Raw genomic sequence first — 26472 nt, 5'->3', positions numbered from 1 at the left:
TTTTTTTATTGTTGTCGTATCTCTTCATCCTAAGCGATATCTATTTTACTGGGATTATTCCACTTCTATAGTCGCTAGTAGTTGTTGGAAACTATTCGTAGTACTTGTTCCTGGTCGATTACCTACTAATTTAACTGAAATGATATCGCCAGCAACCACGCCTTTACTGTAAGTCACCCGAACGGTCTCATTCATTTTTTTGACTGATGAATAGTAAGCTTTTCCTTTATAAGTTTCCGCGATATATGCATCATTTTTATAAAGTACGATTCGATTGTCTTGCTCAAATATTTCTCGATCAATATCCATCACTACTTTATTTCCAACTACTTGAATATCTTTCACGATCTGATCATATTCAGTCGCTGCTGATTCCAATCTTTTCTCTACTACATAGGTTTCTAACAATACTTTACCTGCAGAGCTTTGACCAGGTGAACCAGGTGCTAAATAAACTTCAATTTTTTCACCTTTGTTGCCTTCAAACCCACGACGTATCTTTACTAGTTCGTCTGTTATATCTTTGTAAGAGTAGTAAGCTTTACCATTATACGTTTCAAAATAATAGTTACCATCCAAATAAACCATCAGGCGTTGTTTGCTATTAAATTGTTCTGGCGTTAAGTTTAAGTAGATATATGGTTGGTGACTTTCTACTCCAACAGATAACAAAGTATTTTGGGATGTGTCATCTTCAGATTGGATATCGATATTTTTAAAAGTTGCCCAACCATTTCCCGTAGAAGAAAAACGGATAATATATGTATTGTCTTTTTCTGGTGTCGTAAAAGTAAACGAATGTCTTTCCCATTGTTCATTATTATGTGCCGATTCTTGTAAAGAAACAAATTCTTCTCCGTGATTCAATGTACCAAACTCGACTTTACCCGGAAAATTTTTACTTCCCGCAGCGTCATAAGAAAATGTGTAGGTCGTGTTGGGTTGTAATTTCACATATTGATGGATATTTTCGCCCAACATTGCTTTCACATAAGAAACCCCATTTTCAGTTACCAGTGTTGGATTGTTCGATTCTGGGTTTGACACGATCCAATGATCTAAACCAGCGCTAAAATCCCCGTTACTGATAATCGAGTCCTCAACCACTTCTTTCAAGTTATCACTGATAGTAATAGCTTCCTTGCCTATGGTTGTTGCATGTACGCCTATAGAAGTTCCTAAAGACAGACAGGCAATACTTGCGACAAATACCTTCTTCATGTTATTTTTCATTCTATTTTCCCCCACTAATTGATTTCTGCTGTTACGATTAGGTAACGAGACTCATTCTATATTATCTCTGGAGATACTCTTTTATTTGCCTTGAATTTTCATGAACATTTTATTTTAAAGATCCTTTTTTACACAAAAAAAGAAATAAATCGCCAAATTCCCATTTTTCATCTCTCTATTTAGCAAGCCTGCTAATGTTTACTAATTTTTTGGAATTGTCCATAATTTTTTTTTCCAAAAAAAGAAATTATCATTGCCGATAGCAACTATTTCATTAGTACAATCCTTATAACGAGTAAGGAGGTTCCAACCAAGATGAAAGCGATATTATCCAAAAAACATTATATCCAATTAATTATTTTAGAAACATATTTAGCAAATGGACAAGTGACCGTTCAACAACTAGAAGAAACAACCCAAGCAACCAAGCAAACGATTCTTAAACAATTGAATGAGCTGGAAAATCGTGGCTTTTTTCAAGTGGAAAAGAAAAAAGATTATTTATTGCTGAGAAAAAATAAACCAATCAGCTATAGTGAAATATACAGTTATATTTATCAAGATTCTGTACAGATTCAATTTATTTCTCTGGTTTTTTCTTGTCCGTTTATAACAACTTCGGAAATTTTAAAAAAACTAAAAATCAGTAAATCTCAATTTCGCCGTATCAAAAAACAAGTAGCTGATTTTTTGAACTGCCATGATATTTGTCTGACTGACTCTCCTTTCTACTTTACAGGAGATTCATCTAAACTATATCAGTTTTTTTATGTCTTTTTTTCAGAAAAATATCACGCTAATACTCAATATATTCTTCCGAAAGAACAATTAATTCTTGATCAACTGTTGCAAGCATTTACCGAATTGCCCAACTTCTCTACTTCTCGAGAACAACAACGATTAAGTAGCTGGATCTGGGTGATTATTAAGCTTAGTGTCCATATCCAAAAATCAACGACTTATTATAAATCAGCGGATAAAAATGCAATATCCTCAGCAACTTTACCATTTGATGATTCACGAATCGTCATTGATTATGCACACTTCAAAGAAGTATTCAAGCTTTCATATACGGGTGTCGTCCAATCAAATCTCTTAACATTTCAGTCAATGATGAAAGAACCAAAGCTTTCACTAGAAATGCAAGGGAAAAAGCAATCCTTGATTCAGTTGACAACTGAACTCTACCAGCTATTTGGAGAAAATAAAGAAATTGAGCTCCATTATTCGATCGATCAATCACTAACTTTGTCTGGAAAAATCAAATATTTGTTAAATGATCAAAAAAAACGATTTGTGATTGAATTTTTTAAGCAAAATGGGCGCTTTTCTGCCCATACTGCTAACCGACTGTTACAAAAATTGATCACTTTCAGAAATGAAATAAATGATGATCCTTTATTTTATGAATGGCTCTATCTTACAATTATCTATGATAAACACTTAAAGGAACTTATTAGAAAAAATCAACAGAAGAAAAAAATTGGTCTTGCTTTTACCTACGACCAAGTACATAGTGAATTACTGATTACGCTTCTTAAAACGAAATTGAATGAGTACGCAGTTTTTGAAATCATTGATGTCCAAGATTCTGTAATGAACGATCAAAATGCAGATTCCATCGATTACTGGATTTCTAATATTCCAATAGCTCCTCAGAAAAACTGGCTACTTTTAGACAATTATCCTTCGCTAAAAGAGATTCGTACCTTAGAATTGCTTCTTCAGCAATCAACGATCCAACCATTAATCGAAGCTTTAAAAAAGCCATTACCAACTGACTAAGTTATAAAAAAACTGCAGAAAGTTAACCTCCTAAGAGGCCACTTTCTGCAGTTTTTTGTGGTTGAACCAGCTATTTCATTTTTATGGATAGATACGGTTCAACAAACGTGGGAATGGAATTGCTTCACGCACATGGTCGATACCTGCGATCCAAGTAACTGTTCGCTCTAAGCCCAATCCAAATCCAGAATGTGGCACTGAACCATATTTACGCAAATCAAGATACCAAGAATATTCATTTTCGTCTAAACCATGATTTTTGATCTGTTCTAATAAGAATTCATAATCCGTTGCCCGTTCACTACCACCAATGATCTCACCGTATCCTTCTGGTGCGATCATATCGGCACAGATCACTACATCTTCACGAGTTGGATGTGGTTTCATATAGAAAGGTTTGATTGCTTTTGGATAATTCAAGATAAATACGGGTTGTTCAAATGAATTGGCAATGAATGTCTCATGCGGAGAACCAAAATCATCGCCCCACTCAATATCATCAAACCCATTTTTCTTCAATAATTCAATCGCATCATCATAAGAGATACGTGGGAATGGTAACTTCGTATAAGTTTTCAATACTTCTTTGTCTCGTTCCAAGACATCTAATGCGTAATCACAGTGATCCAATACATTTTGTACTAAGAAAGCAACATATTGTTCTTGGACCTCTAGACTTTCTTCTTGATGTGTAAATGCCATCTCAGGTTCAATCATCCAAAATTCGATCAAATGACGACGTGTTTTTGATTTTTCTGCACGGAATGTTGGACCAAAGGAGAATACTTTACCAAAAGCCATCGCTGCAGCTTCCATATATAATTGACCACTTTGTGATAAGTACGCTTTTTGGTCAAAATAGTTCGTTTCAAATAAGTCAGTCGTTCCTTCTGGTGCAGAACCAGTTAAAATTGGAGGATCGATTTTGACAAAGTTATGGTTATTAAAAAACTCATATGTTGCACGAATAATTTCATTTCTGATTTGCATGATTGCATGTTGTCTGGAAGAACGTAACCATAAATGACGGTGATCCATCAAAAAATCAGTTCCATGTTCTTTAGGTGTGATGGGATAATCATGACTTTCACTGACAACTTCAATTGTCTTAATCCCGATTTCGTAGCCAAATTTTGAACGGCTATCTTCACGGATTTCTCCGGTCAAGATGATTGATGTTTCTTGGTGAAGATTTTTCGCTAATTGAAATACTTCTTCTGGAACTTCACTTTTCACAACTACTCCTTGAAAATAAGCTGTTCCATCTCTTAGTTGTAGAAAAGCAATTTTTCCGCTTGAACGTTTATTTGCTACCCAAGCGCCAATCTTTACTGTTTCTCCTACATGATTTTTCGAATCAATGATTTGAATTGTTTCCACTTATGACTCTCCTTCGCTCTACCTTAATTATTAGGATTATATTTGACTTTTACTCTCAATAAATTGCGCAATACGTCGGACTGCTTCTTCCAAAGTTCCAAGATCCGTTGCATAACTTAATCGCACATTTTCTGGCGCACCAAATCCTTCACCAGTTACTAAAGCAACACCCGTTTCCTCTAATAGATCTTCTACCCACTTCGTGACATTCTCATAACCGCACATAGCCAACGTTTCTTTTACATTCGGAAACAAATAAAAAGCACCTTGTGGTTTATTAAGTGTCACTCCAGGTAAGTTTGAAACAAGCGGATATAAGATATTTAGGCGTTCTTCAAATGCCACGCGCATTTCTTCCACTGGATCTTGCTCACCAGTCAACGCTTCAATCGCAGCATATTGGCTGACTGCTGTTGAATTACTTGTTGATTGAGAAGCAATTGCAATCATCCCATCGATGATTTCTTGGTTCCCCAAAGCATAGCCGATTCTCCATCCCGTCATTGCATAAGTTTTTGAGACCCCATTGATGATGATCGTTTGCTTACGAATAGCTTCAGAGATTGTTGCAATTGGAGTAAACTCATTGCCATTATAAACTAAACGTCCATAAATATCATCTGCAACTATCAAAATATCATGTTTGACAGCCCATTCTCCGATTGCTTGCAGCTCTTTTTGATCATAGATCATTCCTGTCGGATTCGAAGGAGAGTTGATGATCAATGCTTTCGTTTTAGGGGTTCGTGATGCTTCTAGCTGGGAAACAGTTATTTTAAATCCATTGTTTTCCTCGCCTTTAACAAATACCGGTCGACCTTCTGCTAATTTTACTTGCTCTCCATAACTTACCCAATAAGGTACTGGGATGATCACTTCATCTTCAGGATCTAAAATCGTCTGAAAAAGGGCATATAACGCAAATTTTGCACCATCCGTTACAATTGTTTGAGAAGGTTCATAGGTGATCCCATAGTACTCCTTGATATAATCGACAATTGCTTGGCGTAGTTCAGGAATCCCTGCGCTCGGCGTATAGTAACTTGCTTTGCCGTTTCTAATTGCCTGAACCGCCACTTCTTGGATATTTTCGGGCGTTGCAAAGTCAGGTTCTCCGACCGTTAGACTTAAGATATCTTTTCCTTGTGCTTTCAAAGCTTTTGCTTTTGCTGCTGCAGCAAGCGTCACAGAAGGTTCTAATTGTTGTACTCTTTTTGACAGCTTCATCCTACTCATCCTTTACAAATTATATTCCAGTGATAGTTTTTATTTCTTTCCCTGACTCGAAAGAAAGCAAATAATAATTGAATTGATCCTTTGAATTTTTTCCAACAACTTCCCAGACAGCTTGATTATCGTACATTCCTAGTGAAGCTTTTTCGATTTGGACTTCTGGATGAGCTTGAGCAATTTTTTCTTTGGCTTCTTGTTCAGTTATCCCATCTTTTTGAGCTAATACTTTGACCTTTTCACCCGATTTAGGAATAATGACCGCAATTTCTTGCCCTTTATCGTTTTTACCAGTCAAAGAAAAGTAAGTATGATTCCGAGTAAACCAATAAAAGTGATCTGCTTCTTCAAGTCCTGCGTATTTTTTAGCAATCTCAATTGCTTCTTGTTTGGCTTGCATCCTTGGGCGGCTCGCACGTAAATAAAAAATCGAACTAAATACGATGATCGCTAATAAAGCGATAATCAACCCTAGTAATACATGATTAATTGTTTTTTCTTTCGGAGATTCTTGCTTTTGTTTTGATTGTTTCTTCAAGGATCGTCGCTCCTTTTATATTCGCTAAGTTTTATTATAGCAGATTTTTCATGCGAAAATAGATTGTCTGAAGAAGTTTATTCTTCGTTTTTCTTTAAGAATTTTGGGATATCTTTGCAAATATCGTCCAATGTTTCTTCTTTGATCGTAATATTCTTCGGTAAGGCCTGCAAGATCCGATTACTGTATTTCGCAGACAGTAATCGACGATCCAGAATCAATAAAACGCCTCGATCTTCTTCACCACGAATCAATCTTCCTAAGGCTTGTCTCAATTTTAAAGCAGCTTTAGGGATCGATTCTTGATAGAATGGGTTGATTCCTTCTGATTCAAGATAGGTATTCCTTGCCTTCACCATCGGTCGTAACGGATTGTCAAAAGGTAAGCGGGTAACCACGACAATCTGTAAAGCATCCCCCGGTAAATCCACACCTTCCCAAAAACTATCAGCTCCAAATAAAACACTCATTTCAGACAGCATGAATCGTTTCAACAATTTCTGTCGGCTACCGCCGATCCCTTGGGCTAAGATTTCCCGTCCTTGCTCTAACATGGATAAATGAATCGCCTGATAAACTTTTTGTAAAATATCATGTGACGTAAACAAAACCAAGATTGGCCGCTTTTCTTGTAAGATCAATTGAGACAACGTCTGAGACAAATAGTCCACGTATTGTTGCTGATCAACTTGACTAATTGACGGTGCTTCTTTGGGTACATAGATACGGGCTTGTTTTTCGTAATCATAAGGAGATGCAATCACTTTCAATGGTGTACCTTCAATTCCTAAACGTTTCGCAAGATACTGACGATTCGGTCCTACTTTAAGCGTCCCGCCAATATATAAAATATGCGTGTAGCGCGGATACCAAACTGTTCTTTTCAGTGAGGCTGCCTTGAAATCGTGAAGATGAAAAATCGTTTGTTGCGCCGTTTTGTTGGGAACAAACCAATGGATCAAATTTTCATGCCAATCTTCCAGCCACTGTTCCATCAAAGTTGCTTGCTTTTCCATTTGATCGAATAATTGATAAAGAGTGGCTAAATCAATGCGCATTTGTTTCGTCCAGCTTTCTTGAATGATTGTCAAACTTAAGCGCATTTGGTCTTGTAGTTGTTTGATTTCACGATAAAATACATGGAGATGGTCAATTGCAAGGCTCGACTCAAATGGTAACTGCGAAAGCATTTCTTGAGTAATCATCATTTCTTCTGGATACTGACCGTTTGTTTGCTTTGCCGCAAATTGATTCAGTCCTTCTGCCAGAAAAATTTGCGCTTCGTTAAGTGCGTTTAACTCCTCTTGGTAAATCTCTAACCAACGTTGAACTTCGTGGTTTTCTGGTAAATAGGCTTTGATCCGGTCAAACAAATGATCCGATTCGTTAAACTGTTGGATTTGTTTGAAAAAATACGCAATACTTAAGCGGCGATCATTGACTTTCTCTGCAATATCAGGCAAATGATGCGCCTCATCGATCAATAAATATGGACTCTCTGGTAACAATGGTCGCTTTCTTTGGGTTTCTTGGACTAAAAAAGCATGATTCACAATCAAAAAATTGCTTTGCTGGATCTTTCTCTCTAAAAAACGAACAAAATCTTGTGCATAAAACGGTTGATTTTTAGCTAAAAATGAAGTCCCCCGATGGGCAATCTCACTAAAGAGAAGATGATTCAAGTTGGTCAAATGCAATTCGTCTAAATCACCGGTTTTCGTTTGAGTCAACCAAACAAGGATTGCCATTTGGTAAAGTAAATATTGTTTTTGTTCTTTTGGCGCTTCAAGGGTCGCTTTGAACCTTTGCAAATCGATATAATGGCGATAACTTTTAATCACTGTTGCTTGAATCGGCTGATCCAACAATTGATTTAACAATGGGATATCTTTCTCCAAGATCTGCTGCTGGAGTACCAGTGAGACAGTACTGATGATCGCCGGCTTTTCAGGAGTGGCTAAATAGCTGAGTGGGAGTAGATACCCGATCGTTTTTCCCATTCCAGTAGCGGCTTCAATCATCAAATCTTTGGACTCATCTTTGGTAAAATGGTCGTATACTGCATTCATCAAGCGATTTTGTTCCTTACGATACATCAATGTTTTCCCAAATATCTTTTCTTTAGCTTGTTTCTTTCTAGGATAAACTTGCTCGTTGTAATGAATGCTGGTATAAAGATCTACTTCTTTTTTTTGCAAAGCTAACCCATCGATTATCTCTAATTCTTCGTTTAACGGCTGAGGTTGTTCTCTCATCTCTTCCATCACACTTTGAATAAATCGACTTGTATCCATTCCAGTTTGCCCACTTAATGCATAAATGGCTTCTAATGTGACTAACGGTAAACGGCGCATCCGTTCTTCAATCAATAGAAGAAGTTGGGCAGTCACTTCGGCATCACTATCAGCTTGGTGTGGGTTTTCATGAATAAAGCCTAGACTCTCTGACAGATCAGCCAATCGAAAGCTTGGCTCACTTGGCAAGAAGATTTGAGCTAATTCAACAGTATCGATGCCAGGAATCTTTAATCCCGGTGTTTGGCACCTTAATAGCTCCTGATTAAGAAAGTTATAATCAAAATAAATATTATGAGCAACAAAAATCGTATCCGCCAACAGATTATAGATGGTTGCGGCCACATCTTCAAAATAAGGTGCTTGTTGGACACGACGATTGGTAATTCCTGTCAGATGTTGGATTTGTTTGGAAATCTTGCGTCCGGGATTAATATCAATCGAAAAACGAGAAGTGATTCGACCACCTTCAATCATGACACATCCAAATTGGATAATGCGATCTTCTTTTGGATTTGTCCCAGTCGTTTCAATATCGACAACTGCATAAGTTTTTGATTTCAAATTTACTTCCTCTTCTCTTGCCTTTAAATGTTCTCTTGCGATTATACTACAATCACCAGAAAATTTCTTAATCTCTCTTTCCATTTGTGAAAAAAACCTTTATATTATTGGTTCACTTTCTAAATCATCTGATCACCTTACCTACCGGCTGATTACTCAACTACCTATTGATGCAGAATCAATTCCACTTATCTGAAGAACGTATTTAACTTCGTGATTGATCCAAAACAAAAAAGCTCGACAACTACAATGTAGTTATCGAGCTTTTATTCAAATCAATTAATTAAGCTTTAACAACGTTAGTTGCTTGAGGGCCACGTTGACCTTCTTCAACGTCAAAGTTTACTGTTTGACCTTCTTCAAGAGTTTTGAATCCGTCGCCTTGGATAGCTGAGAAATGAACGAATACATCGTTACCGTTTTCTGCTGTAATGAATCCAAAACCTTTTTCTGAGTTAAACCATTTTACTGTACCTGTTTCCATAATAAAAATCCTCCTTGTGTTTCAACACATATTTTGCAATTACTTGAATGGTGTATATCTGGAAGATGTTTATTTGAAACATGCCACAGATTACCGAACAAAAACTACACTCTTAATATATCATATCGGTTACAAAATAGCCACTATTTTCCCTTCTTTTTTTCCTTTTCATCTGGTGTTTTCTGACAAAAACGAGAAAAAGAGGGATATCTCTGTATTCCGTCCTAACAAATATGGAATCGTTTCCTTATAATTCAGACTTTCTCTAACGATTTTTTTTGATAAGATTCCCCATAAGAACGATAGTTGATAGTAAAATAACACCGGTTGAATTAATTTTTTCTACTTTTTATTTTTTTACTATAAAAAAAACTGAGGAAAAAAATTTCCCCAGTCTTGTTCTATCATTTCTTTATTCAACATTCAAAAACTCATGGCACTCTATTAGTAACGAAGGATTGCTACTAAACTTTTCTCATCTGGTGCCTCTTTTTGTTCAAGAATGACTACTTGTCCTCCGTTCATGATGACATTATCTGCCAATTCATTTAAAACTTGACGGCGATCATACTCTGTTTCTGGATCTTCTCCAAATCCATCCACTAAGTTAGACGTAGCAATAAACAAGTGAGAAATTTTCCCTTCTTTAGCAGCTGGAACGATATCCACTAGTTGATCGATAAATTTTTTATCTAACAAACGATTATACCCTTCTGCTTCTTTCGCAGCTAATTCCTCAGAGAGTTTTTTAGCTCCTGCTTCGATTTCTTTTAACGATAATTGTGCAGGTGAGGCAGAGATCGCCACATCAGAACAATAGTACGGATTTTTAGCAATTTTTTTGAACATCGTTTGGTTTTCCGGTAATGCAAAGAGATAAATTGGGCGTTTTTCAGGATTGTCAAAGGTATCCTTAAGATAATCATCAACTGCTTGATAATAATTGACCCAGTCGATCTCTACTTCCTCATCTTTTGGATTGACACCATGAAACGTAGCTCCCTCACTACCATTTGAAGTATAGTTTAATCCGCCACCTGTTAACTCCGAACCTAAAGCTGTTACTACATCTTTCGGTGCATCTTCCGGTAATTTTACTTCAGTTACCTGCTTATTGTTTACTTCGTACAACTTCATTGAATCACGATTCAATCCTAGTAGATAATAAGCGTAGTTAAAGTGACTATTTTTGATAATCGCTAGAAGATATGGCAGATCACTCACATAATATTGGTCATCTACAGGAATACCTAAGCGATGGATATACGTATGTTCTGGAGATAAGATGACAGCAACGCTTGTTGTAGCGCTTCGCCAAAATGAAGCATCTTCTAACAAACTAGTGATTTTTTCTTGGAACAAGGACCAGTCATGTTCAGCATATTTTTTTTCAAACCGTTTTTTTGCTTCTTTCGCAAAATTTTTGAACTTGATTTGATCTTTTTCTACATCTTGATGTGCGACATGGGTGTTCAACATAATCGTGACGAATGGGCCTGTAGCACCTTCTGAAGTCAGCTGTGACAATAATTCTTTCGCCATTTTTGTCATAATCGTATCCCTCCTAAAAAAAGTCATTCCTTTACTATAAGTAAAGTCTACCACAACAAATTTTTTCGAGATAATAAAACGAATTTTAATAAAACGACTTATTTCTATTTTTGTTTTATTTAATTAATTTCATAATTATTTCATACTTTACTCAATCATTCTTTTGATTTCTTAAAAAGAAATTCAATTCTTTTTGCTATACTAATAGAAAATAAATGAATGAGGTGATCACATGCACATATTCATGATCTTCAGTTTATTAACCCTAACTGCTGTTACTATTTTTGTTGCTTCTCGATTGAATGAACCAGAAGTGCAACCGGTAAAAATTCGTAGCAAAGATAAAGAGAAGTAACCACTTTTCTCCTTTTTCTATAAATATCTTTTATTATGTTTTTATCAGAAATATTGAAACTACTCTATCTCTTTGATAAAATTTTAATTTATAGGAAAACTATTAGAAAACAAGGAGAAAATAAATGCCTCAAAAAAAATTACGATTGTTCATGTTATTAACAAGTTTGATCTTGTGCCTCACTGCGATTTTACCAATCACAGCAGTTCACGCTGACGAATCATTCAAAGTCAATGCAAAAGCCGCTTTTGCTGTTGATGCAGAGAGTGGTAAGATCCTTTATGATCAAGATGGAGAAAAACCAATGGGAATTGCTTCAATCACCAAAATAATTGGTCTTTATATCGTTCTTGATCAAGTAAAAGAAGGAAAACTGACTTGGGATGAAAAAGTGCCAATTTCAGATTATGCTGAAAAATTGAGCGTTGTTCCTGACTTGTCAAACGTACCTTTGCACAAAGAGAACAGCTATACGGTCAAAGAACTTTTTGATTCAGCCTTTATTCAATCTGCTAACGCCTCAATGGTAGCTTTAGCCGAAAAAATAGCTGGCAGTGAAACAAAGTTTCTTGAATTGATGAAAAAACAATTAAAAGATTGGGGTATTAACGACGCAACGATTGTGAACGCCTCTGGATTAAATAATTCCTATCTCGGTGAGAATCGTCCTGAAGGTACCTCGGAAACAGAAGAAAACCAAATGTCAGCCAAAGATGTTGCGATTGTTGCCAGACACTTGATCTTAGATTTCCCTGAGGTATTAAAAGTGACAAATACTACTAATGAAACATTCGGCGAAGGGACTCAGTCACCTGTCGAAATGGTGAATTGGAATTGGATGCTTTCTGGGTTTGTTAACTACAAAGAAGGCGTAGATGGTTTAAAAACTGGTACAACTGAATTTGCTGGTGCTTGTTTTGTTGGAACGATCAATAAAGATGGTAGACGAGTCATTACGGTTGTTTTAAATGCCGATGACCATGCTACAAATCCAAGTGCCCGCTTCAACGAAACCGGACGTTTAATGGATTACTGCTATGATAATTGGTCAATTAAAGAACTTGGAAAGTCCAATGCAAGTATTCCAGATTTAAAAAACTTAGCAGTGAAAGATGGCAAAGAAACTTCAGTAGCAGTTGCCTTAAAAAATCCTGTAAAAGTTTGGGTAAGAAATGGTATGGATACTGGTAAATTAAAAATTACTCCTACCCTTGATAAAAAAGTCGTAACGAATAATCAAGTAGCAGCTCCCGTCAATAAAGGTATGAAGGTAGGGACAGCAACGATTACCTTAGCCGATGATTCACTGGGCTATTTGGAAGACAATAAAGAACCAACCACAGATATTATTACTGCTAAATCAGTTGAAAAAGCAAATATCTTTGTGATTGGTTGGCGACATGTTACTGATTTTTTTAGTAATTTGTTCTAATCCAGCTAAAATACCAACAAGTAGAACGTAGAATTTTAAGTACACCTCTTAAGTCAGAATCTCATTGTCTAACTTAGGAGGTGTACTTTTATCTAACAATCCCTGCTACATGCCTCAAGTTTTCCTTTTTTTAGTTTTTAATTTTTCAGAACAGCTTTTTTTTCTAATTTTAGCTATAATAGTAAAGGTTGTGTCAATTTTATTGATTTATCTTTCAATCAATCGTTTTTGCGTAAATTGGTATCAACCTAAACAAAACACGTTTTATTTCGTGTTCATTAAACGAAAGGAGTTAATTCTATGAATTTGACAAGAGACCTGACTTTCTTGGTTCTCTATGTTTTAGGGTTTACCGGTATTCTTTATTGGCGCCGTCGTCAAAGTGATCCTGCTCTGTTCTTTTATTGTGGATCTTGGACATTTATGATGATGGTCACTTACTTCATTGTTTTGGAAATTTTTTATTCCACCTTTTACTTTTTGATCCCACTTGTTTTTTTCAGTATTTTTGCATTCTCCTATTTTACTGAAAAACGCAAACTATTGAACGGGGTATTGTTCAATTTCTTTTTAATTAGTTTTGGCGGCTACTTAGTCACCTTGCTGCTTGAAACACAAAATATTTTTATTGGTGGTTTATTTGCAATAATTGCTATCCCCGTTTTGTTGATCTTGTTATTTGGCGTCTACATTTTGATCGTCTTTTTATTTTGGAACGGGTTATTAGTTTTAAAAAGAGAATCTCGCTCATTAGCCAATCTCTTAACTTTATTATTAGCAATCTTTTTAACGTTATATACTATATTTCAAATCTTCTTTATCCAATATTTCCCACAATGGTTCAATGTATTATTCACGGCTGTCCCATTGATTCTGTTTTATCTTTTTGTGGTTTTCTATAACTTTATAACCGTTTCTTTTTTGTATCAGTTCAACCGTCCACGATACAACCAAAATTACATTATCGTTTTAGGGGCTGGTCTACTCAATGGCGAAACGGTATCCCCTCTTTTAGCAAAAAGAATCGACAAAGCGATCGCCTTTTATTGGGCACAAAGTAAAGCAACCTTGAACCCGCCTATTCTATTGATGTCTGGTGGTCAAGGATCAGATGAAAAAGTGCCGGAAGCAATTGCGATGAAGCAATATGCTTTAGCTAAAGGCATTCCTGAGAGAGATATCTTGGTGGAAGCCAATTCAAAGACAACTTTAGAAAATATGCGTTTTTCTAAAGAACTCATGGATCAACAAACTGGTGGGCCATATCGAGCGATTTTCACTTCTAATAATTACCACATCTTCCGTGCAGGTCTTTATGCAAAGCAAGCTGGTTTAAAAGCGGATGGAATCGGAGCGAAAACTGCCTTTTACTACTTGCCGAATGCATTTTTGCGAGAATATATCGCCATCTTGGTTCTGCACAAAAAAAGACACTTGATCGTTGGTGGCTTAATCGTGCTATTTACCGTATTATTCGCAGCTTTGAGCATCTTTATTTAAATAAGGCATTTGGGTGCCCCCCAAATGCCTTTTACTTTTTGTAATCTTTCCTTTTGCAACAACTATTTTCGTGTTTTCGTTCTCCCCTTAGATCGCTCAGACTGTTTCTGACTTCCCATCATTGGCAGGAAAAGAATTCCCTTTTTCACTACTACTTTTTGTGCTGAATAAATTCCACTATTACCAGAACACATGAAGCTCACCAGACAGATCATAAAGAAATAACTGGCTGCTTGTCCACCGAACAATTCGATTCCCATAACAAAACAAGCAATGGGTGTATTTGTTGCTCCTGAAAAGACGCCAATGAATCCCAAGGCTGCTAAAAAAGGAATGGACACATGTAAGATTGGTGCTAGAGCAGCACCTAATGTCGCTCCGATTTCAAATAAAGGAGTTACCTCTCCACCTTGATAACCAGCACCTAAAGACAAGACAGTAAATCCAAGCTTTCCAAGAAAATCATAGAAATGGGCGGTACCATTAAAGGCATCAGTTAACAAAGGCAAACTGAGCCCCAAATATCTTTGGGTTTGCAATAAGAGCGCTGCGATGACGACCACAGCTCCGCCAATAAAATTACGTAGAACTGGACTAGCCATTCTTTTGGCATACCAAGTTTTCAAAAAAACAATCGAACGACTAAATACCCAACCAATAAGACCAAAAGCAATGCCTGCAACGAATAATTTAAAGAAAAGAGATACATCCCAACTTGGAATCGTCCCCATAGGGTAATGGATATGTTTCACCCCAAAGCTTTCAGTCACAAAGTTAGCAAATAGTGCTGCAAAAAAACTTGGAAATAAGGCTTCTGTTCTAACTTTTCCAATTGCTAAAACTTCTAACCCAAATAGTGTTCCAGCCAGAGGCGTACCAAAAACGGAACTAAAACCAGCACTGATCCCGCTGATCACCAATAACTCCCGTTCCACTTTATTTAACCGAAAAAGACGGGCTAAATTTTCTGCTAAAGCGCCTCCCATTTGCACAGCTGTTCCTTCTCGTCCGACAGAACCACCAAATAAATGGGTGGTAATCGTTCCAAATAACGTTAAAGGAATCAGGCGTAAAGGAATTTTTTCTTCTCCACCATTTCCTTGATCAATCACTAAGTTATTTCCTCTACCAGAATTTCCTCCGTACTTACTATATAAAAAAGCAAAAATTCCACCACTTACTGGTAAAAGAAACAACAACCAGGGTGAAGCAAGGCGTATATTAGTAACCCATGTTAAACTATTGAGAAAAAAGGCTGATAAACTTCCCATAAAAATTCCCAATAGCAATGTGATCAATAACCACTTGATCATGTATACGACGACCCTAATTGGATCAGGTAATCGATTTTCCATCTCTTTTCCTCCTCAAAAAAAAACGCCTACTAAAAAAAGGGGTATCCCGATTCTTAGTAGGCGTCATTAGTTATCTTAAGATTAACGTTTAAAGGCGAACACCATCACCTATTCACTTCATCAATTAAAATAGCATATATTTATGAAAAATACAATGAAATTATCCTTCTTTTTTTACAATCTCAGTAAATTCATAAAAAGGAGTCAATTGGACTAAATTGTGGTTACAATGCTCACTATCATGGCAAATATAGTTTCCTTTTTTCGTATAGGTGCCATCTGAATTCGATTTTGTTGTTGCTAAAAAGAGTGACACACTCGAAGTTTTTTTACAAATCGTACAAATCCCTTTCGTGATGGTCGGGGATAAAGTCCCGCGAATACCGTTTAACTTCCCTGATTCATCATAATAAACAAGAAATTTTTTCTGGGTACCAGGATCATTCCATCCAATATAGGTGTGTTCTCTTAAATCCAAATGATTCCAATCAGGTTGTTTTAACTTTTTCACTTTTCGGAATAATTTTTCGATTTGAGCTTTCGAAGGTTGCTCAAAAGGTTGAACTGATTCTTTTAATTCTTCTAATAAGCGTTCAGCAGTTTCTTTGGTCAAAGAAGTATCTAAGATGTTTTCTAAGAAAAGGTTCATCCTTTGTGAGGGTTCTACTAGTTCCTCTATTCTCTCCACAGCTAATGCTTGGACCGTTTCGATCGTTTTAGAATCGTTTACTGAATGATAGACTGATATTAATTGTTCGACTTCTCTTTTAATAAAATAATATTGATAAGGTTTAATTGTTTTTTCCATGACTTTGAGTCCTTTCTTCTTTCAAGTGAATGTACTTTGAAGAAAAGAACTTCAACAAAGTACGTTAGTTAAAGCTTTTCCACTCTTTTAAATAAGATCCATATGGCATCTTATCATCACCCCCTTTAAGTTTGTTTCAACAACTTATTCTTGATACAAAGTAAACAGTAAAAATCATGGTTCGTCAATAAAAAAAAACCTGAGAAATTTTATGAAATTTCTCAGGAAGAATTCTTAATCACATCGTATTAAATCGATTGTTCTTTGCCGAAATATCTTTGCCATTTTTGTTTCATCGAAGCAGTCATCGGCTGTGCTGCTTCTTTCACAGCACAATATTTGTCGACAAACGTCACAATATAGCTTTCTTTATACTTAGGCGGTGCGATCGTAGCGCCCCACATATGTTTTAAGATGATATCACGCTCTAAATCGGATAGGTCAGTAATTTTTTCTGCATTTTTCACTGCGATCCTTGGATGGATATAAGCATGCGTTCCTTCATCAAATTTTGTTGTACGCCAATCATAGTAGAAAAGATCATGCAAAAGACCTGCACGTGCAGTCGCTTTTGCATTACCGCCCCATTTTTTGGCTAATTTATAACTATAGTAAGAAACACTAAGAGAATGCTCTAATCGAGTGGAGTGGACATGTTGTGTATAATTGGCTAATTTCTTCACTGCATCTGTTGCTAATAGATCTTCTACATAAGACATATATTCTTCGTCTTCACGCCATTTTTCTGTCATAATTATTGATCTGCCACCTTTTTTGAATTTCATTTTCCTTTGAAATTGATCCTAGTATACCATTAGTGTTCGGAATATTCTAGTGAGGTTCCATCAAAATGTAGAAAGCTTAATAGTTCCTTAATCATAAAGAGAAATGGTAAAGTACGATGCCTGCTGCCACTCCTACATTTAATGATTCAGCATTTCCGCGAATCGGAATATAGATATTTTTATCCGTCAAGGAAAGAATTTCGGGCCGCACGCCTTGCCCTTCATTCCCCATGACAATTGCATACTTCTCAGGAACAGTTACCTGTTCTAATGAACGAGCATCCTCGTTCAATTCCGTTCCATAGATATTAAAATTGTGTTCCTTTAAAAGCGGGATCATTTGCTCAAGGTCTGTTTGAAGTATTGGTAGATGGTAATTGCTCCCCTGCATACTTCTTAACACTTTTGTACTATAAATGTCAGCTGATCCTTTTCCTAAAACGACACCAGATAGTCCAAAAGCATCTGCCGTACGAATCATTGTTCCAACATTCCCAGGATCTTGGACATTATCTAACAATAACCATCCTCCAGTTAATTCGGGCATGTTTACTTTTTCGTAGAGCATAACGGCTAAGATACCTTGGGGTGTTGGCAAATCTGATACCACAGCCATGACTTCATTCGTTACCAAGGTACAAGGGATGTCTAAATGGTTTTTAAGCCACTCCTCCCACTCTTCTAACCCTTTTTCTGTGATTAAGATTTCTTTTACTTTGGCATGAGAAGCAACTGCCTCTTCAACCAAATGGAATCCTTCGAGTAGATACTCGCCTGTTTCTTCCCGGTATTTTTTCTTATGTAGTTTTTTCAATTCTTTGATTCTTGGATTTTTTGCTGATTGGATTTCTTTCACATTTTTCACCTCACTTAATTATAGCATGAATTCGAACCTTGAACTTGTTACAACATCAAAAAATCGGTATCATTAATTTAAAAAGCAAGGAAAGAAAGGTGGATATGATGAAAAAAATCAAGATGAACGTTCAAGGACGTGTCCAAGGTGTTGGCTTTCGTTATATGACAAAAATCGTTGCCGATCAATTAGGGATCACAGGCACAGTTAAAAACGAAGAAGATGGTTCGGTGACAATCGAAGCATGTGGCGATGAGGAAACGATCAAAAGATTCATTGAAGAAGTAAAGGATTCTCCAAGTCCTAGTGGTCGCGTACAATACGTTGACTTGCAAGATAATCCGATGATGGAAGAACGAAAAAAATTTGATGTGATCGGCTAATTTACTGATTATGAATGGACGAAACACGCAAAAGGTAGTTCTATTTACACTATGAGAAGGCTCACATGACTTTAAGAAAGTTTGACGATAAAGGACTTTTTTAAAGAAACAACGTGCCTTCTCTCTTCTAATCGTCCCTCACTCGTTTGATCGTTTTTGCTTCTGTTTAACCGATGGCCTTTCTCCCTTTCCTTTTTGTGGTTTGACAAATAACTTTTTTATTTTTTTAAGACCATATAGGTAGGAATCTATGAATTTTCTATAAAGTAGATTGAATTGTGTGTGCTTTTTTAGTATAGTTAATTTTGTGTAAAAATTATAAAAGAGGAAGTATTTTATGAATAAATGGAAAAATTGGGTATTGGGTTCTGGCCTTGTCACAGTCATGCTTTTCTTATCTGGTTGTGTTCGTCTGGATTCAAATGGTAACCCTGACACATCAGGTATCGTGTACCGAGTATTAGTCCATCCAATGGGACAAGCGATTACATATTTAGTGGAGAACTTCAACTGGTCCTATGGTTGGGCTGTTATTTTAATGACAGTCATCGTTCGTATCATCATTTTGCCATTAGGTATTAGTCAATCGAAAAAGACAATGATCCAATCTGAAAAAATGCAAGCATTGAAGCCGCAAGTCGAAGCCGCTCAACAAAAACTAAAAACGGCGACTACTCGTGAAGAACAAATGGCTGCACAAGCTGAAATGCAACAAGTTTATCGTGAAAATGGGTTAAGTATGACTGGCGGGATTGGCTGCTTGCCTCTCTTGATCCAAATGCCGATCTTTTCAGCCCTTTATTTCACAGCTCGTTATACAGAAGGCATTCGTGAATCCTCTTTCTATGGGATCGACTTAGGACACCCTAGTTTTGTATTAGTTGCGATTGCTGGTGCTGCTTATTTACTTCAAGGATATATTTCAACAATCGGTATCCCTGAAGAACAAAAGAAAACAATGCGTACGATGCTTATCGTTTCGCCTGCGATGATCGTCTTCATGTCGATCAGTGCGCCAGCTGGAGTCACACTTTATTGGGTAGTTGGTGGTATCTTTAGTTGTTTGCAAACCTTCATTACAAATGTCATCATGAAGCCTAAATTAAAAGCTCAAGTGGCAGAAGAGTTAAAACAAAATCCACCGAAGCAAGTCGTAACACCTCGTAAAGACGTGACACCTGCGGATAGCGAACAACCAGTGAAGAAACAAGTCAAAGCACCTAAAAACCAAACAGGTCGTAACGCTGGAAAACAACAAAAACGGAAATAACTAAGCATTTCGTTTATTTCTCAAAATAGCTAAAATAAAAAAGGAAGAGAGAACGCCTCTCCTCCTTTTTTATTTTGTCCTCTGATCATTGACTATTCTTCGCTATATTGCCGAATCAATGGTTCGGATTGAATGAAAATCAGTGTAAACATTTTTCTTTTCACTAGCAGCAACCACTTTCAAGGTCTTTGACCTGTTGTTTGTCATCATTAGATTTTCTTTTTGATCTTCAATAAATCAACTAGTGGATTGACTTTCGTTATCGTTGTGATTGCGAGATAGATTGGACAAGCAATGACGAATTGGATCAGATTGGTTCGGATATTACTCGTTAAATGACCTGTTAAAAACCTGGTGATCAAACACATGATCAATCCAGCAATTATAAACATCCCGATTTTTCTGAGAGAAAAGGTAAACGTCGTCTGTTTTAGAAAAGCTCTTGTTCTTACAACTGTAACGAAACTTTCGGCGAGAATAGTTGAAAATACGACGCCCAAAAAGCCAATAGACGGCAATAGTATGAGATTTGCCACAAGATTGATGATAGCTCCAATGATTACTGAACGATTATACTCTTTAACCTGACCGATTGGCATTAGATATTGTCTAGAAATCGCCATGCCTAAAGGAACGATCACAATCAAAACCGTAAAATATGGAATAATTTGAGTGATGTAGCTAAATTTTTCGCCAAAAAACCAAGGAACGAGCTTGTCATAAACTGTCAACATCCCAAACATGATTGGAATCGAAAAAAACAATTGTAAATGAATCGTTTTTTCCATCGTGCGAACGATTTTCTCCATATTTTTTTTTGCAAAAAAACTTGTCATATGGGGAAGTAAGACGATGTCTAAGGTAGTTATGATCGTGATGAATACGGTATTCAATTGCAGAGAATTGGTAAAATAGCCCACTGCAACACTTCCTAATGTGAAACCTAAAAGGGTCTTATTCAAATTGGTATACAACATGATCGCAATTTGAGGAATAAAATAATCAAAAGAGCCCTTTAAATGACTAAGACTTTTCTTTAAATCAACTTTCGTCAAATGAATGTATTTAGGAATAAAGAACCAGACACTCACTTGTGAACAAACTAAACCTAGTCCTTGAATCAAGGTATATTTTAACGTGTCGTCTTCGTTTTTAATCAAGAAAAGAATGAGAAAAAACGTGACTAGTTGGACTACTAAATTAGCTATACTAGTTTTCTTAAAATCTTCAATTCCCATAAAAAACCAAGATACGTCAAATAATACGGCAAAAATCGCCAAGGATTGGACAAACAAATACGAACGATTATTTAATAAAGAGGCAACAATAAAGTAAGCGACTATGACAATTAAGCTCGCTAATGCCTTAAAAAGCAGAATTTCCCAAAAAACTTCTGATAACGCTTCTTTCTTACGGTTGTAAGTCAAAGTTATTTCCCGGTTCCCGTACATCGTTACCCCTAGCCCCGCAAACAAAACAAAATATTGGACAATTGAAAACGTATAATTATAAAGACCGATCCCACTTGGCCCTAAAGCATTAGAAACGATTGGAATGGTAATAATCGGAAGAATGATTTTCGTCAGTTGAAACAAGCTCTGATAAAAAAAATTTTTGGCTATATTTTTCATTTATTCATCCCGTCTAAAAATATCTCTCGTATAGACTTTTTCGATCACATCTTTTAATTGATGGTCCATCCGATTTGAGACGATCACATCCGATAGTTGTTTGAATCGCGCAAGATCCGAAACGACAGGCGCATGATGAAATTCTTCAACAGGTAACGTTGGCTCATAGACAACCACCGAAACTCCTTGTTCCTGGATTCGTTTCATGACTCCTTGAATCGATGAATAACGGAAATTGTCTGAATCGGCTTTCATCGTTAACCGATAGATTCCCACAGTTTTAGGCTTTTGGGCTAAAATTTGTTCTGCAATAAAATCTTTTCTGGTTGTATTTGCTTCAACGATCGCTTGGATAAGATTGTTAGGCACATCGGTATAATTTGCTTTCAACTGTTTCGTATCTTTTGGCAAACAATACCCTCCATAACCAAATGAAGGATTATTGTAATGAGAGCCGATACGTGGGTCCAGTCCGACGCCTTCAATGATTTGTTTCGTATTTAAGCCTCGTATCTCCGCATAACTATCCAATTCATTGAAGTAAGCCACACGCAACGCCAGATACGTATTTGAGAATAACTTGATTGCTTCCGCTTCTGTTGAATGAGTCAATAAAACTGGGACATTATCTGCTTGCGTATTCTTTTTGAACATATTCGCAATCTCTGTCCCTCTATCTGAACATTCTCCTACAACAATGCGGGAAGGATAAAGATTATCGTACAATGCTTTACCTTCACGTAAAAATTCTGGTGAAAAAACAATATTTTCTGTTTGATATTTTTTCTTTAATTCGGCCGTATACCCTACTGGTACCGTGGACTTAATGATAAATTTTGCTTCTGGACGAATGGCGAGAGCTTGTTCAATGATGCTCTCAATCGATGAGGTATTAAAATAATTTTTCTTTTCATCGTAATCAGTGGGTGTGGCAATAATCAAATAATCACCAAAAAGAACCGCTTCTCGGAAATCCTTAATAAATTCGATTGCTAGGTCTTCTCTTTGAAGAAAATTATGTACTTCACGGTCTTCAATTGGTGACTCCTTCTTTTGTAGTCGTTCGATCTTTTCTGCTACGATGTCATAAGCTTTGACATTCTCATGCTGGCTAAGTAATAACGCATTGGCTAGCCCTACATAGCCTAGGCCGAAAATTGATACGTTCAATTGGTTTCACCTCTATAATTAGTTTTATTAACATAAAAAACACAAACTGGAACGTTTGGTCGTTCTTCGTTTCATTCGCTTTATCATTCTTCTAAAAAAACAAAGCCATTTACTTTTCCTTTGAACCCAGGCTCATTTCGTCAGTCACTCTTACAAATAATCAAAACATTCTTGAGGTTAAGAGCTTTTCACCTCATTTTCCCTGTTTAAGTGCTTTTTTTATTTTGTGAAATTCCTTTAGTTATAAAGTTTCATAAAGTTCTGCTACTTGATTGATGATTACATTTTCGCTGAATTGTTGGATATGAGCAGCAGCGCTCTCGGAATATTTTGTAACAGGTAACGTTCCAGAAAAAAAATCTTGAAGAATATTCACTAGTTCTTCTGGCTCTTTAACATCAAACAATTTTCCTGTGTTCTCATCATAGATCAGATCTTTATTGCCTCGTATATTTGAAGCAACTACCGGTAAACCAACGCTCATAGCCTCCATGATCGATACGGGCAATCCTTCTCTTAAAGAAGGAAAGAGAAATAGATCACTCATTTTCATGATCTCAATAATATCCTTACGATATCCGAGTAAACTGACTTTCTTTTCCAAACCTAAAAATTTAATTTTTTGTTCCAGCGTTTGTTTCAAAGGCCCCGTTCCACAAATAAAATAGTGGAAATCTTGGTCTTTAAATGAAGCGAGTGCATGAATCACCAGTTCGTGGTTTTTGTTTTTATTCAATTCACCGACTGAAAGGAGTACTTTGGTTGTTGGCTGAGCTAGTGAAAGTACCTTACTTTTTAGCCGTTTATCAACCAAGGTTTTCTCGAACTTTTCGACTTGGATTCCAACACCCTGAATCAAATGAGTTTGTGTTGCTTTAAATTTTTGTGAAGCAAGCAAATAATCTTCCTGATTAATGGTAATAAGCTTACTTGTATAACGAGATAAGTATTTTTCAACTGGGTAATAGACGAACCAATTAAGCATTGGGGCTCCTTGATAAAAGTGAAACCCGTGTGCCGTATAGTAGATAGGAATATTGATCCGCTTACAAGCAAGTCTTGTCACCATCGAAGCAACTGGCGTATGCGTATGTACGATATCGATATTCTCTTCTTTGATCAGCTGTTTGATTTTCTTATAGGCTAAAAGATTGCTTTTAGCTAATGGATTCCTATTGAATGGTATTTGAAACACAGGTATTTTTTTATCAGAAAAATAAGATGCCAACGGTTGTTCAAGCGCACATGCCACACTCACTTCATGTCCATTTTTGATTAGTTGATCAATATGTGGGATTAAAAAAGCATTGAGTGTATTGGAGATCGTCGTCACATATAAAATTTTCAGTATGGTTCATTCCCTTCAAATTTTTCACTTGTTGGTCCAAAATTTGAGCTAATCCCTTCTTGTTTGAACACTTTAAGGACTGTTTGTAACAAGATCCAAACATCTTTGCCAAACGAATAACTTTCAACGTACAAACAATCATACGTAAACTTTTCTTCCCAACTGATCGCATTTCTACCACTGACTTGGGCCAATCCGGTCAAACCTGGGCGAATGTTGTGGCGTTTTCTTTGCTCTTCATTATAAAGTGTCAAATATTCTACCAATAATGGACGAGGACCAACAAAAGACATTTCGCCTTTAAAGATATTCCAAAGCTCTGGCAGCTCGTCAAGACTAGTTGCTCTAAGTAGTTTGCCGAATTTTGTTAGACGAACTTCATCTGGAAGATACGCGCCATGTTGATCTTTCTCGTCTGTCATCGTGCGAAACTTGTACATAAAAAATAATCGTTCATTCTTCCCTGGTCTTGTTTGCTTAAAAATAACCGGTGAACCTAATTTTAATCGCACACACCCTGCAAGTATGAGCATCAGTGGTGCAAGCAAAAGCAATAAAAGACCTGAGAAAAAAAGATCGAACGCACGCTTTCCAAAAAGTCGATAAAAGGTTGGTTTACTCATAACGCATCACTCGCTTGATCGTTGCAACGACTCTATTTAACTCTTCATCCGTCATTTTAGTATCTGAGGGAAGACAAACTCCAGAAGAAAAAAGCGATTCTGCAACTTCGCCGCCAATAAAATCAAAAGAGTCAAAAACAGGCTGTAAGTGCATCGGTTTCCAGACAGGACGTGCTTCGATCTGTTCTTTTTCCAATTCTTCAATCAAATAAGATGGATCTATTCCTTCTAAACGAATGACACTCAACCAATAGTTAGGTTCGTTCCAAGAGTTTTCCGGCATAAATTGTATATTAGGAAACTCGGACAATTCTTCTTGATAAAATTGATAGATGGCACGCTTCTTTTGGATTCTTTCATTTAATACTTTTAATTGACCACGTCCGATTCCTGCTAATATATTGCTCATACGATAGTTGTAACCGATTTCTAAATGTTGATAATAACGTTCATTTTCACGAGATTGAGTGGCCCAAAATTTGACTGTTTCGATTTTTGATTGATCGTCAGAGATTAATGCTCCCCCACCTGAAGTTGTGATGATCTTATTTCCATTGAAGGAATAAATCCCATAGTCTCCAAACGTTCCTGTATATTTACCTTGGTAAGTCGTTCCTAATGATTCGGCAGCATCTTCAATCAACGTCACTTGATATTCTTGACAGATCTGCATGATTTCAGCTAAGTTTGCAGCTAATCCATATAAGTGAACGACGATCACCGCTTTCGCTTTTGGATATTTTTCTAAAGCTGCGCGTAAATGAACAGGACTCATATTCCAAGTTTCGGCATCGCTATCCACAAAGATTGGGACGGCTCCTTGATAAAGAATCGGGTTGACCGTAGCTGCAAAAGTCAAGGATTGACAAATCACTTGATCTCCTTTAGTGACACCTGCTGCCTTTAATGCTAAATGAATCGCTGCCGTACCTGAAGAAAGCGCAGCAACATGCTTGGCTCCCACATGATCTGCCAGTTCTTGCTCAAAACCATCGACATTGGCACCTAAAGGGGCAATCCAGTTCGTATCAAAGGCTTCTTTGACAAACGCTTGTTCATAGCCTGCTTCACTCATATGGGGCGAAGCTAATAATATTCGCTTTTTTCTCACATCAACTCCACCTTTCAATTATCTTTGCTGGTACCCCCACCCATTTTGAATGATGAGGGATATCTCTGATGACAACACTGCCAGCCCCAATAATGTTACCATCACCAATCGAACGTTCTTGAATAATCTTTGTACCGACACCCAGTTCATTTTTATCTCCTAAAGTGACTGCTCCCGAAATATTGACATTAGGAAAAATGGCATTGTAACTACCTATAATGGAGTCATGACCGATTGTTGAACCAATATTGATCATATTGAAGTCACCGATTGAAATATCTGCAGTATAGGTCGTGTAAGGCATCAATATGTTCCCAATGCCCAGTTGAACATTTAAGCCAATCAATGCGCTAGGGGCAAACAAATTTGGAAAAAGCAAGTGAGGGTTTTGTCGTAACTGTTCAGAGATGTTTTCTTTGACCGTCGGAGCCGCAATCCCAAGAAAAACTGCCATTGGTGTTTTGACTTGAAGCAAGTCAGCAATTTTGCCAATCACAGGTTTTCCTAGAACATCGCTTTGCTCACTTTTACGATCATCGACAAAACCGACCCACTGATACTCATTTTGTTGTTGGAGCAAAAAAGCAATTTCTTTACCAAACCCACCCGCTCCTACTATTATTGCATCCACTCGCTTTCTCCTCTCGTTTCTTTTTTTGATGGTCAAACGTTTTTTTACATGCGATTTGAATAACGTATCCCTATGCAATTTTTGATCGCAGGAATCGTATAATCCAGCACATAAAGCAATAATTTTACTACTTTACTAATAGTACGTTCAGCTTA

The 26472-nt window shown here is 36.7% G+C and carries 23 protein-coding genes and 1 riboswitch; of the genes, 6 read left to right on the top strand and 17 right to left on the bottom strand.

The annotated features are described in order from the left end of the window. Window positions 1-54: 54 nt before the first annotated feature. The gene (locus AB3H93_RS05495) at window positions 55-1233 is read right to left on the bottom strand and encodes a carbohydrate binding domain-containing protein (protein WP_368020260.1); all 1179 of its coding nucleotides are present in this window, start codon (window positions 1231-1233) and stop codon (window positions 55-57) included. Window positions 1234-1548: 315 nt separating this feature from the next. Between AB3H93_RS05495 and AB3H93_RS05490 the strand changes: the two genes are divergently transcribed. Continuing rightward, the gene (locus tag AB3H93_RS05490) at window positions 1549-3018 is read left to right on the top strand and encodes a helix-turn-helix domain-containing protein (protein ID WP_368020259.1); all 1470 of its coding nucleotides are present in this window, start codon (window positions 1549-1551) and stop codon (window positions 3016-3018) included. A gap of 81 nt (window positions 3019-3099) precedes the next feature. On the opposite strand, the gene asnS is transcribed toward AB3H93_RS05490, so the two are convergent. From asnS to AB3H93_RS05460, 6 genes are all read right to left on the bottom strand, one after another. Next, window positions 3100-4398, bottom strand: coding sequence for an asparagine--tRNA ligase (gene asnS, locus AB3H93_RS05485; RefSeq protein WP_010718497.1), 1299 nt, complete (start codon window positions 4396-4398; stop codon window positions 3100-3102). A 36-nt stretch (window positions 4399-4434) separates the two neighbouring features. Further along, the gene (locus AB3H93_RS05480) at window positions 4435-5625 is read right to left on the bottom strand and encodes a pyridoxal phosphate-dependent aminotransferase (protein ID WP_034700871.1); all 1191 of its coding nucleotides are present in this window, start codon (window positions 5623-5625) and stop codon (window positions 4435-4437) included. 19 nt (window positions 5626-5644) lie between these two features. Continuing rightward, window positions 5645-6166, bottom strand: a complete 522-nt coding sequence (locus AB3H93_RS05475; protein WP_010718499.1) for a DUF5590 domain-containing protein — start codon at window positions 6164-6166, stop codon at window positions 5645-5647. Window positions 6167-6243: 77 nt separating this feature from the next. After that, complete coding sequence (locus tag AB3H93_RS05470; RefSeq protein ID WP_368020258.1) at window positions 6244-9024, bottom strand: helicase C-terminal domain-containing protein; 2781 nt, start codon at window positions 9022-9024, stop codon at window positions 6244-6246. Between the two features lie 283 nt (window positions 9025-9307). Next, entirely contained in the window at window positions 9308-9508 is a 201-nt protein-coding gene (locus tag AB3H93_RS05465) for a cold-shock protein (protein ID WP_005875554.1), read from the bottom strand. 444 nt (window positions 9509-9952) lie between these two features. Beyond that, entirely contained in the window at window positions 9953-11059 is a 1107-nt protein-coding gene (locus tag AB3H93_RS05460) for a hypothetical protein (protein WP_010737935.1), read from the bottom strand. A 232-nt stretch (window positions 11060-11291) separates the two neighbouring features. On the opposite strand from AB3H93_RS05460, the gene AB3H93_RS05455 reads away from it, so the two are divergent. From AB3H93_RS05455 to AB3H93_RS05445, 3 genes are all read left to right on the top strand, one after another. Then, window positions 11292-11414 (top strand): hypothetical protein, encoded by a 123-nt coding sequence (locus AB3H93_RS05455; RefSeq protein ID WP_368020257.1) that lies wholly within the window; start codon window positions 11292-11294, stop codon window positions 11412-11414. A 124-nt stretch (window positions 11415-11538) separates the two neighbouring features. Next, complete coding sequence (locus tag AB3H93_RS05450; protein ID WP_368020256.1) at window positions 11539-12846, top strand: serine hydrolase; 1308 nt, start codon at window positions 11539-11541, stop codon at window positions 12844-12846. Window positions 12847-13146: 300 nt separating this feature from the next. After that, window positions 13147-14346: a YdcF family protein gene (locus AB3H93_RS05445; protein WP_010718504.1), complete on the top strand. Its 1200-nt coding sequence runs from the start codon at window positions 13147-13149 to the stop codon at window positions 14344-14346. Between the two features lie 62 nt (window positions 14347-14408). Here AB3H93_RS05445 and AB3H93_RS05440 read toward each other — a convergent pair whose 3' ends face one another. From AB3H93_RS05440 to AB3H93_RS05425, 4 genes are all read right to left on the bottom strand, one after another. Next, window positions 14409-15701: a voltage-gated chloride channel family protein gene (locus AB3H93_RS05440; protein ID WP_063627374.1), complete on the bottom strand. Its 1293-nt coding sequence runs from the start codon at window positions 15699-15701 to the stop codon at window positions 14409-14411. 50 nt (window positions 15702-15751) lie between these two features. After that, window positions 15752-15819: riboswitch (Fluoride riboswitch) on the bottom strand. A 42-nt stretch (window positions 15820-15861) separates the two neighbouring features. Beyond that, complete coding sequence (locus AB3H93_RS05435) at window positions 15862-16509, bottom strand: FusB/FusC family EF-G-binding protein (protein ID WP_010718506.1); 648 nt, start codon at window positions 16507-16509, stop codon at window positions 15862-15864. A 248-nt stretch (window positions 16510-16757) separates the two neighbouring features. Beyond that, window positions 16758-17261 (bottom strand): HD domain-containing protein, encoded by a 504-nt coding sequence (locus tag AB3H93_RS05430; protein ID WP_010737939.1) that lies wholly within the window; start codon window positions 17259-17261, stop codon window positions 16758-16760. Window positions 17262-17385: 124 nt separating this feature from the next. Further along, a complete protein-coding gene (locus AB3H93_RS05425; RefSeq protein ID WP_034700883.1) occupies window positions 17386-18150 on the bottom strand; it encodes an RNA methyltransferase in 765 nt (254 codons plus the stop codon). Between the two features lie 107 nt (window positions 18151-18257). Here AB3H93_RS05425 and AB3H93_RS05420 point away from each other — a divergent pair, with 107 nt between their 5' ends. Further along, window positions 18258-18533, top strand: coding sequence for an acylphosphatase (locus AB3H93_RS05420; RefSeq protein ID WP_010718509.1), 276 nt, complete (start codon window positions 18258-18260; stop codon window positions 18531-18533). A gap of 337 nt (window positions 18534-18870) precedes the next feature. Then, the gene (gene yidC, locus AB3H93_RS05415) at window positions 18871-19803 is read left to right on the top strand and encodes a membrane protein insertase YidC (RefSeq protein WP_010718510.1); all 933 of its coding nucleotides are present in this window, start codon (window positions 18871-18873) and stop codon (window positions 19801-19803) included. A gap of 209 nt (window positions 19804-20012) precedes the next feature. Here yidC and AB3H93_RS05410 read toward each other — a convergent pair whose 3' ends face one another. From AB3H93_RS05410 to AB3H93_RS05385, 6 genes are all read right to left on the bottom strand, one after another. Further along, window positions 20013-21434 (bottom strand): oligosaccharide flippase family protein, encoded by a 1422-nt coding sequence (locus AB3H93_RS05410; protein ID WP_126343525.1) that lies wholly within the window; start codon window positions 21432-21434, stop codon window positions 20013-20015. Next, window positions 21435-22604: a nucleotide sugar dehydrogenase gene (locus tag AB3H93_RS05405; protein ID WP_063627376.1), complete on the bottom strand. Its 1170-nt coding sequence runs from the start codon at window positions 22602-22604 to the stop codon at window positions 21435-21437. Window positions 22605-22845: 241 nt separating this feature from the next. After that, on the bottom strand, window positions 22846-23937 hold the full coding sequence (locus AB3H93_RS05400; protein WP_368020255.1) for a glycosyltransferase family 4 protein: 1092 nt from the start codon (window positions 23935-23937) through the stop codon (window positions 22846-22848). Window positions 23938-23948: 11 nt separating this feature from the next. Then, window positions 23949-24575, bottom strand: a complete 627-nt coding sequence (locus AB3H93_RS05395) for a sugar transferase (protein WP_010718514.1) — start codon at window positions 24573-24575, stop codon at window positions 23949-23951. Further along, window positions 24568-25686 (bottom strand): DegT/DnrJ/EryC1/StrS family aminotransferase, encoded by a 1119-nt coding sequence (locus tag AB3H93_RS05390; RefSeq protein WP_368020254.1) that lies wholly within the window; start codon window positions 25684-25686, stop codon window positions 24568-24570. The genes AB3H93_RS05395 and AB3H93_RS05390 overlap by 8 nt, the downstream gene beginning before the upstream one ends. 1 nt (window position 25687) lies before the next feature. Then, on the bottom strand, window positions 25688-26317 hold the full coding sequence (locus tag AB3H93_RS05385; RefSeq protein ID WP_368020253.1) for an acetyltransferase: 630 nt from the start codon (window positions 26315-26317) through the stop codon (window positions 25688-25690). Window positions 26318-26472: the final 155 nt, after the last annotated feature.

This window comes from Enterococcus sp. C74, from assembly GCF_040887125.1.
Classification (GTDB): Bacteria; Bacillota; Bacilli; order Lactobacillales; family Enterococcaceae; genus Enterococcus_B; species Enterococcus_B hirae.
Note: the sequence above shows the minus strand (reverse complement) of the source record. Positions and strands in the feature narration are given on the sequence as shown.

Excerpts from the sequence above, each read along its gene's own strand:
- AB3H93_RS05495 (WP_368020260.1), bottom strand. The coding sequence starts at position 1,233 with ATGAAAAATAACATGAAGAAGGTATTTGTCGCAAGTATTGCCTGTCTG.
- AB3H93_RS05490 (WP_368020259.1), top strand. The coding sequence starts at position 1,549 with ATGAAAGCGATATTATCCAAAAAACATTATATCCAATTAATTATTTTA.
- AB3H93_RS05480 (WP_034700871.1), bottom strand. The coding sequence starts at position 5,625 with ATGAAGCTGTCAAAAAGAGTACAACAATTAGAACCTTCTGTGACGCTT.
- AB3H93_RS05465 (WP_005875554.1), bottom strand. The coding sequence starts at position 9,508 with ATGGAAACAGGTACAGTAAAATGGTTTAACTCAGAAAAAGGTTTTGGA.
- AB3H93_RS05460 (WP_010737935.1), bottom strand. The coding sequence starts at position 11,059 with ATGACAAAAATGGCGAAAGAATTATTGTCACAGCTGACTTCAGAAGGT.
- AB3H93_RS05455 (WP_368020257.1), top strand. The coding sequence starts at position 11,292 with ATGCACATATTCATGATCTTCAGTTTATTAACCCTAACTGCTGTTACT.
- AB3H93_RS05450 (WP_368020256.1), top strand. The coding sequence starts at position 11,539 with ATGCCTCAAAAAAAATTACGATTGTTCATGTTATTAACAAGTTTGATC.
- AB3H93_RS05445 (WP_010718504.1), top strand. The coding sequence starts at position 13,147 with ATGAATTTGACAAGAGACCTGACTTTCTTGGTTCTCTATGTTTTAGGG.
- AB3H93_RS05440 (WP_063627374.1), bottom strand. The coding sequence starts at position 15,701 with ATGGAAAATCGATTACCTGATCCAATTAGGGTCGTCGTATACATGATC.
- AB3H93_RS05435 (WP_010718506.1), bottom strand. The coding sequence starts at position 16,509 with ATGGAAAAAACAATTAAACCTTATCAATATTATTTTATTAAAAGAGAA.
- AB3H93_RS05430 (WP_010737939.1), bottom strand. The coding sequence starts at position 17,261 with ATGACAGAAAAATGGCGTGAAGACGAAGAATATATGTCTTATGTAGAA.
- AB3H93_RS05420 (WP_010718509.1), top strand. The coding sequence starts at position 18,258 with ATGAAAAAAATCAAGATGAACGTTCAAGGACGTGTCCAAGGTGTTGGC.
- yidC (WP_010718510.1), top strand. The coding sequence starts at position 18,871 with ATGAATAAATGGAAAAATTGGGTATTGGGTTCTGGCCTTGTCACAGTC.
- AB3H93_RS05410 (WP_126343525.1), bottom strand. The coding sequence starts at position 21,434 with ATGAAAAATATAGCCAAAAATTTTTTTTATCAGAGCTTGTTTCAACTG.
- AB3H93_RS05395 (WP_010718514.1), bottom strand. The coding sequence starts at position 24,575 with ATGAGTAAACCAACCTTTTATCGACTTTTTGGAAAGCGTGCGTTCGAT.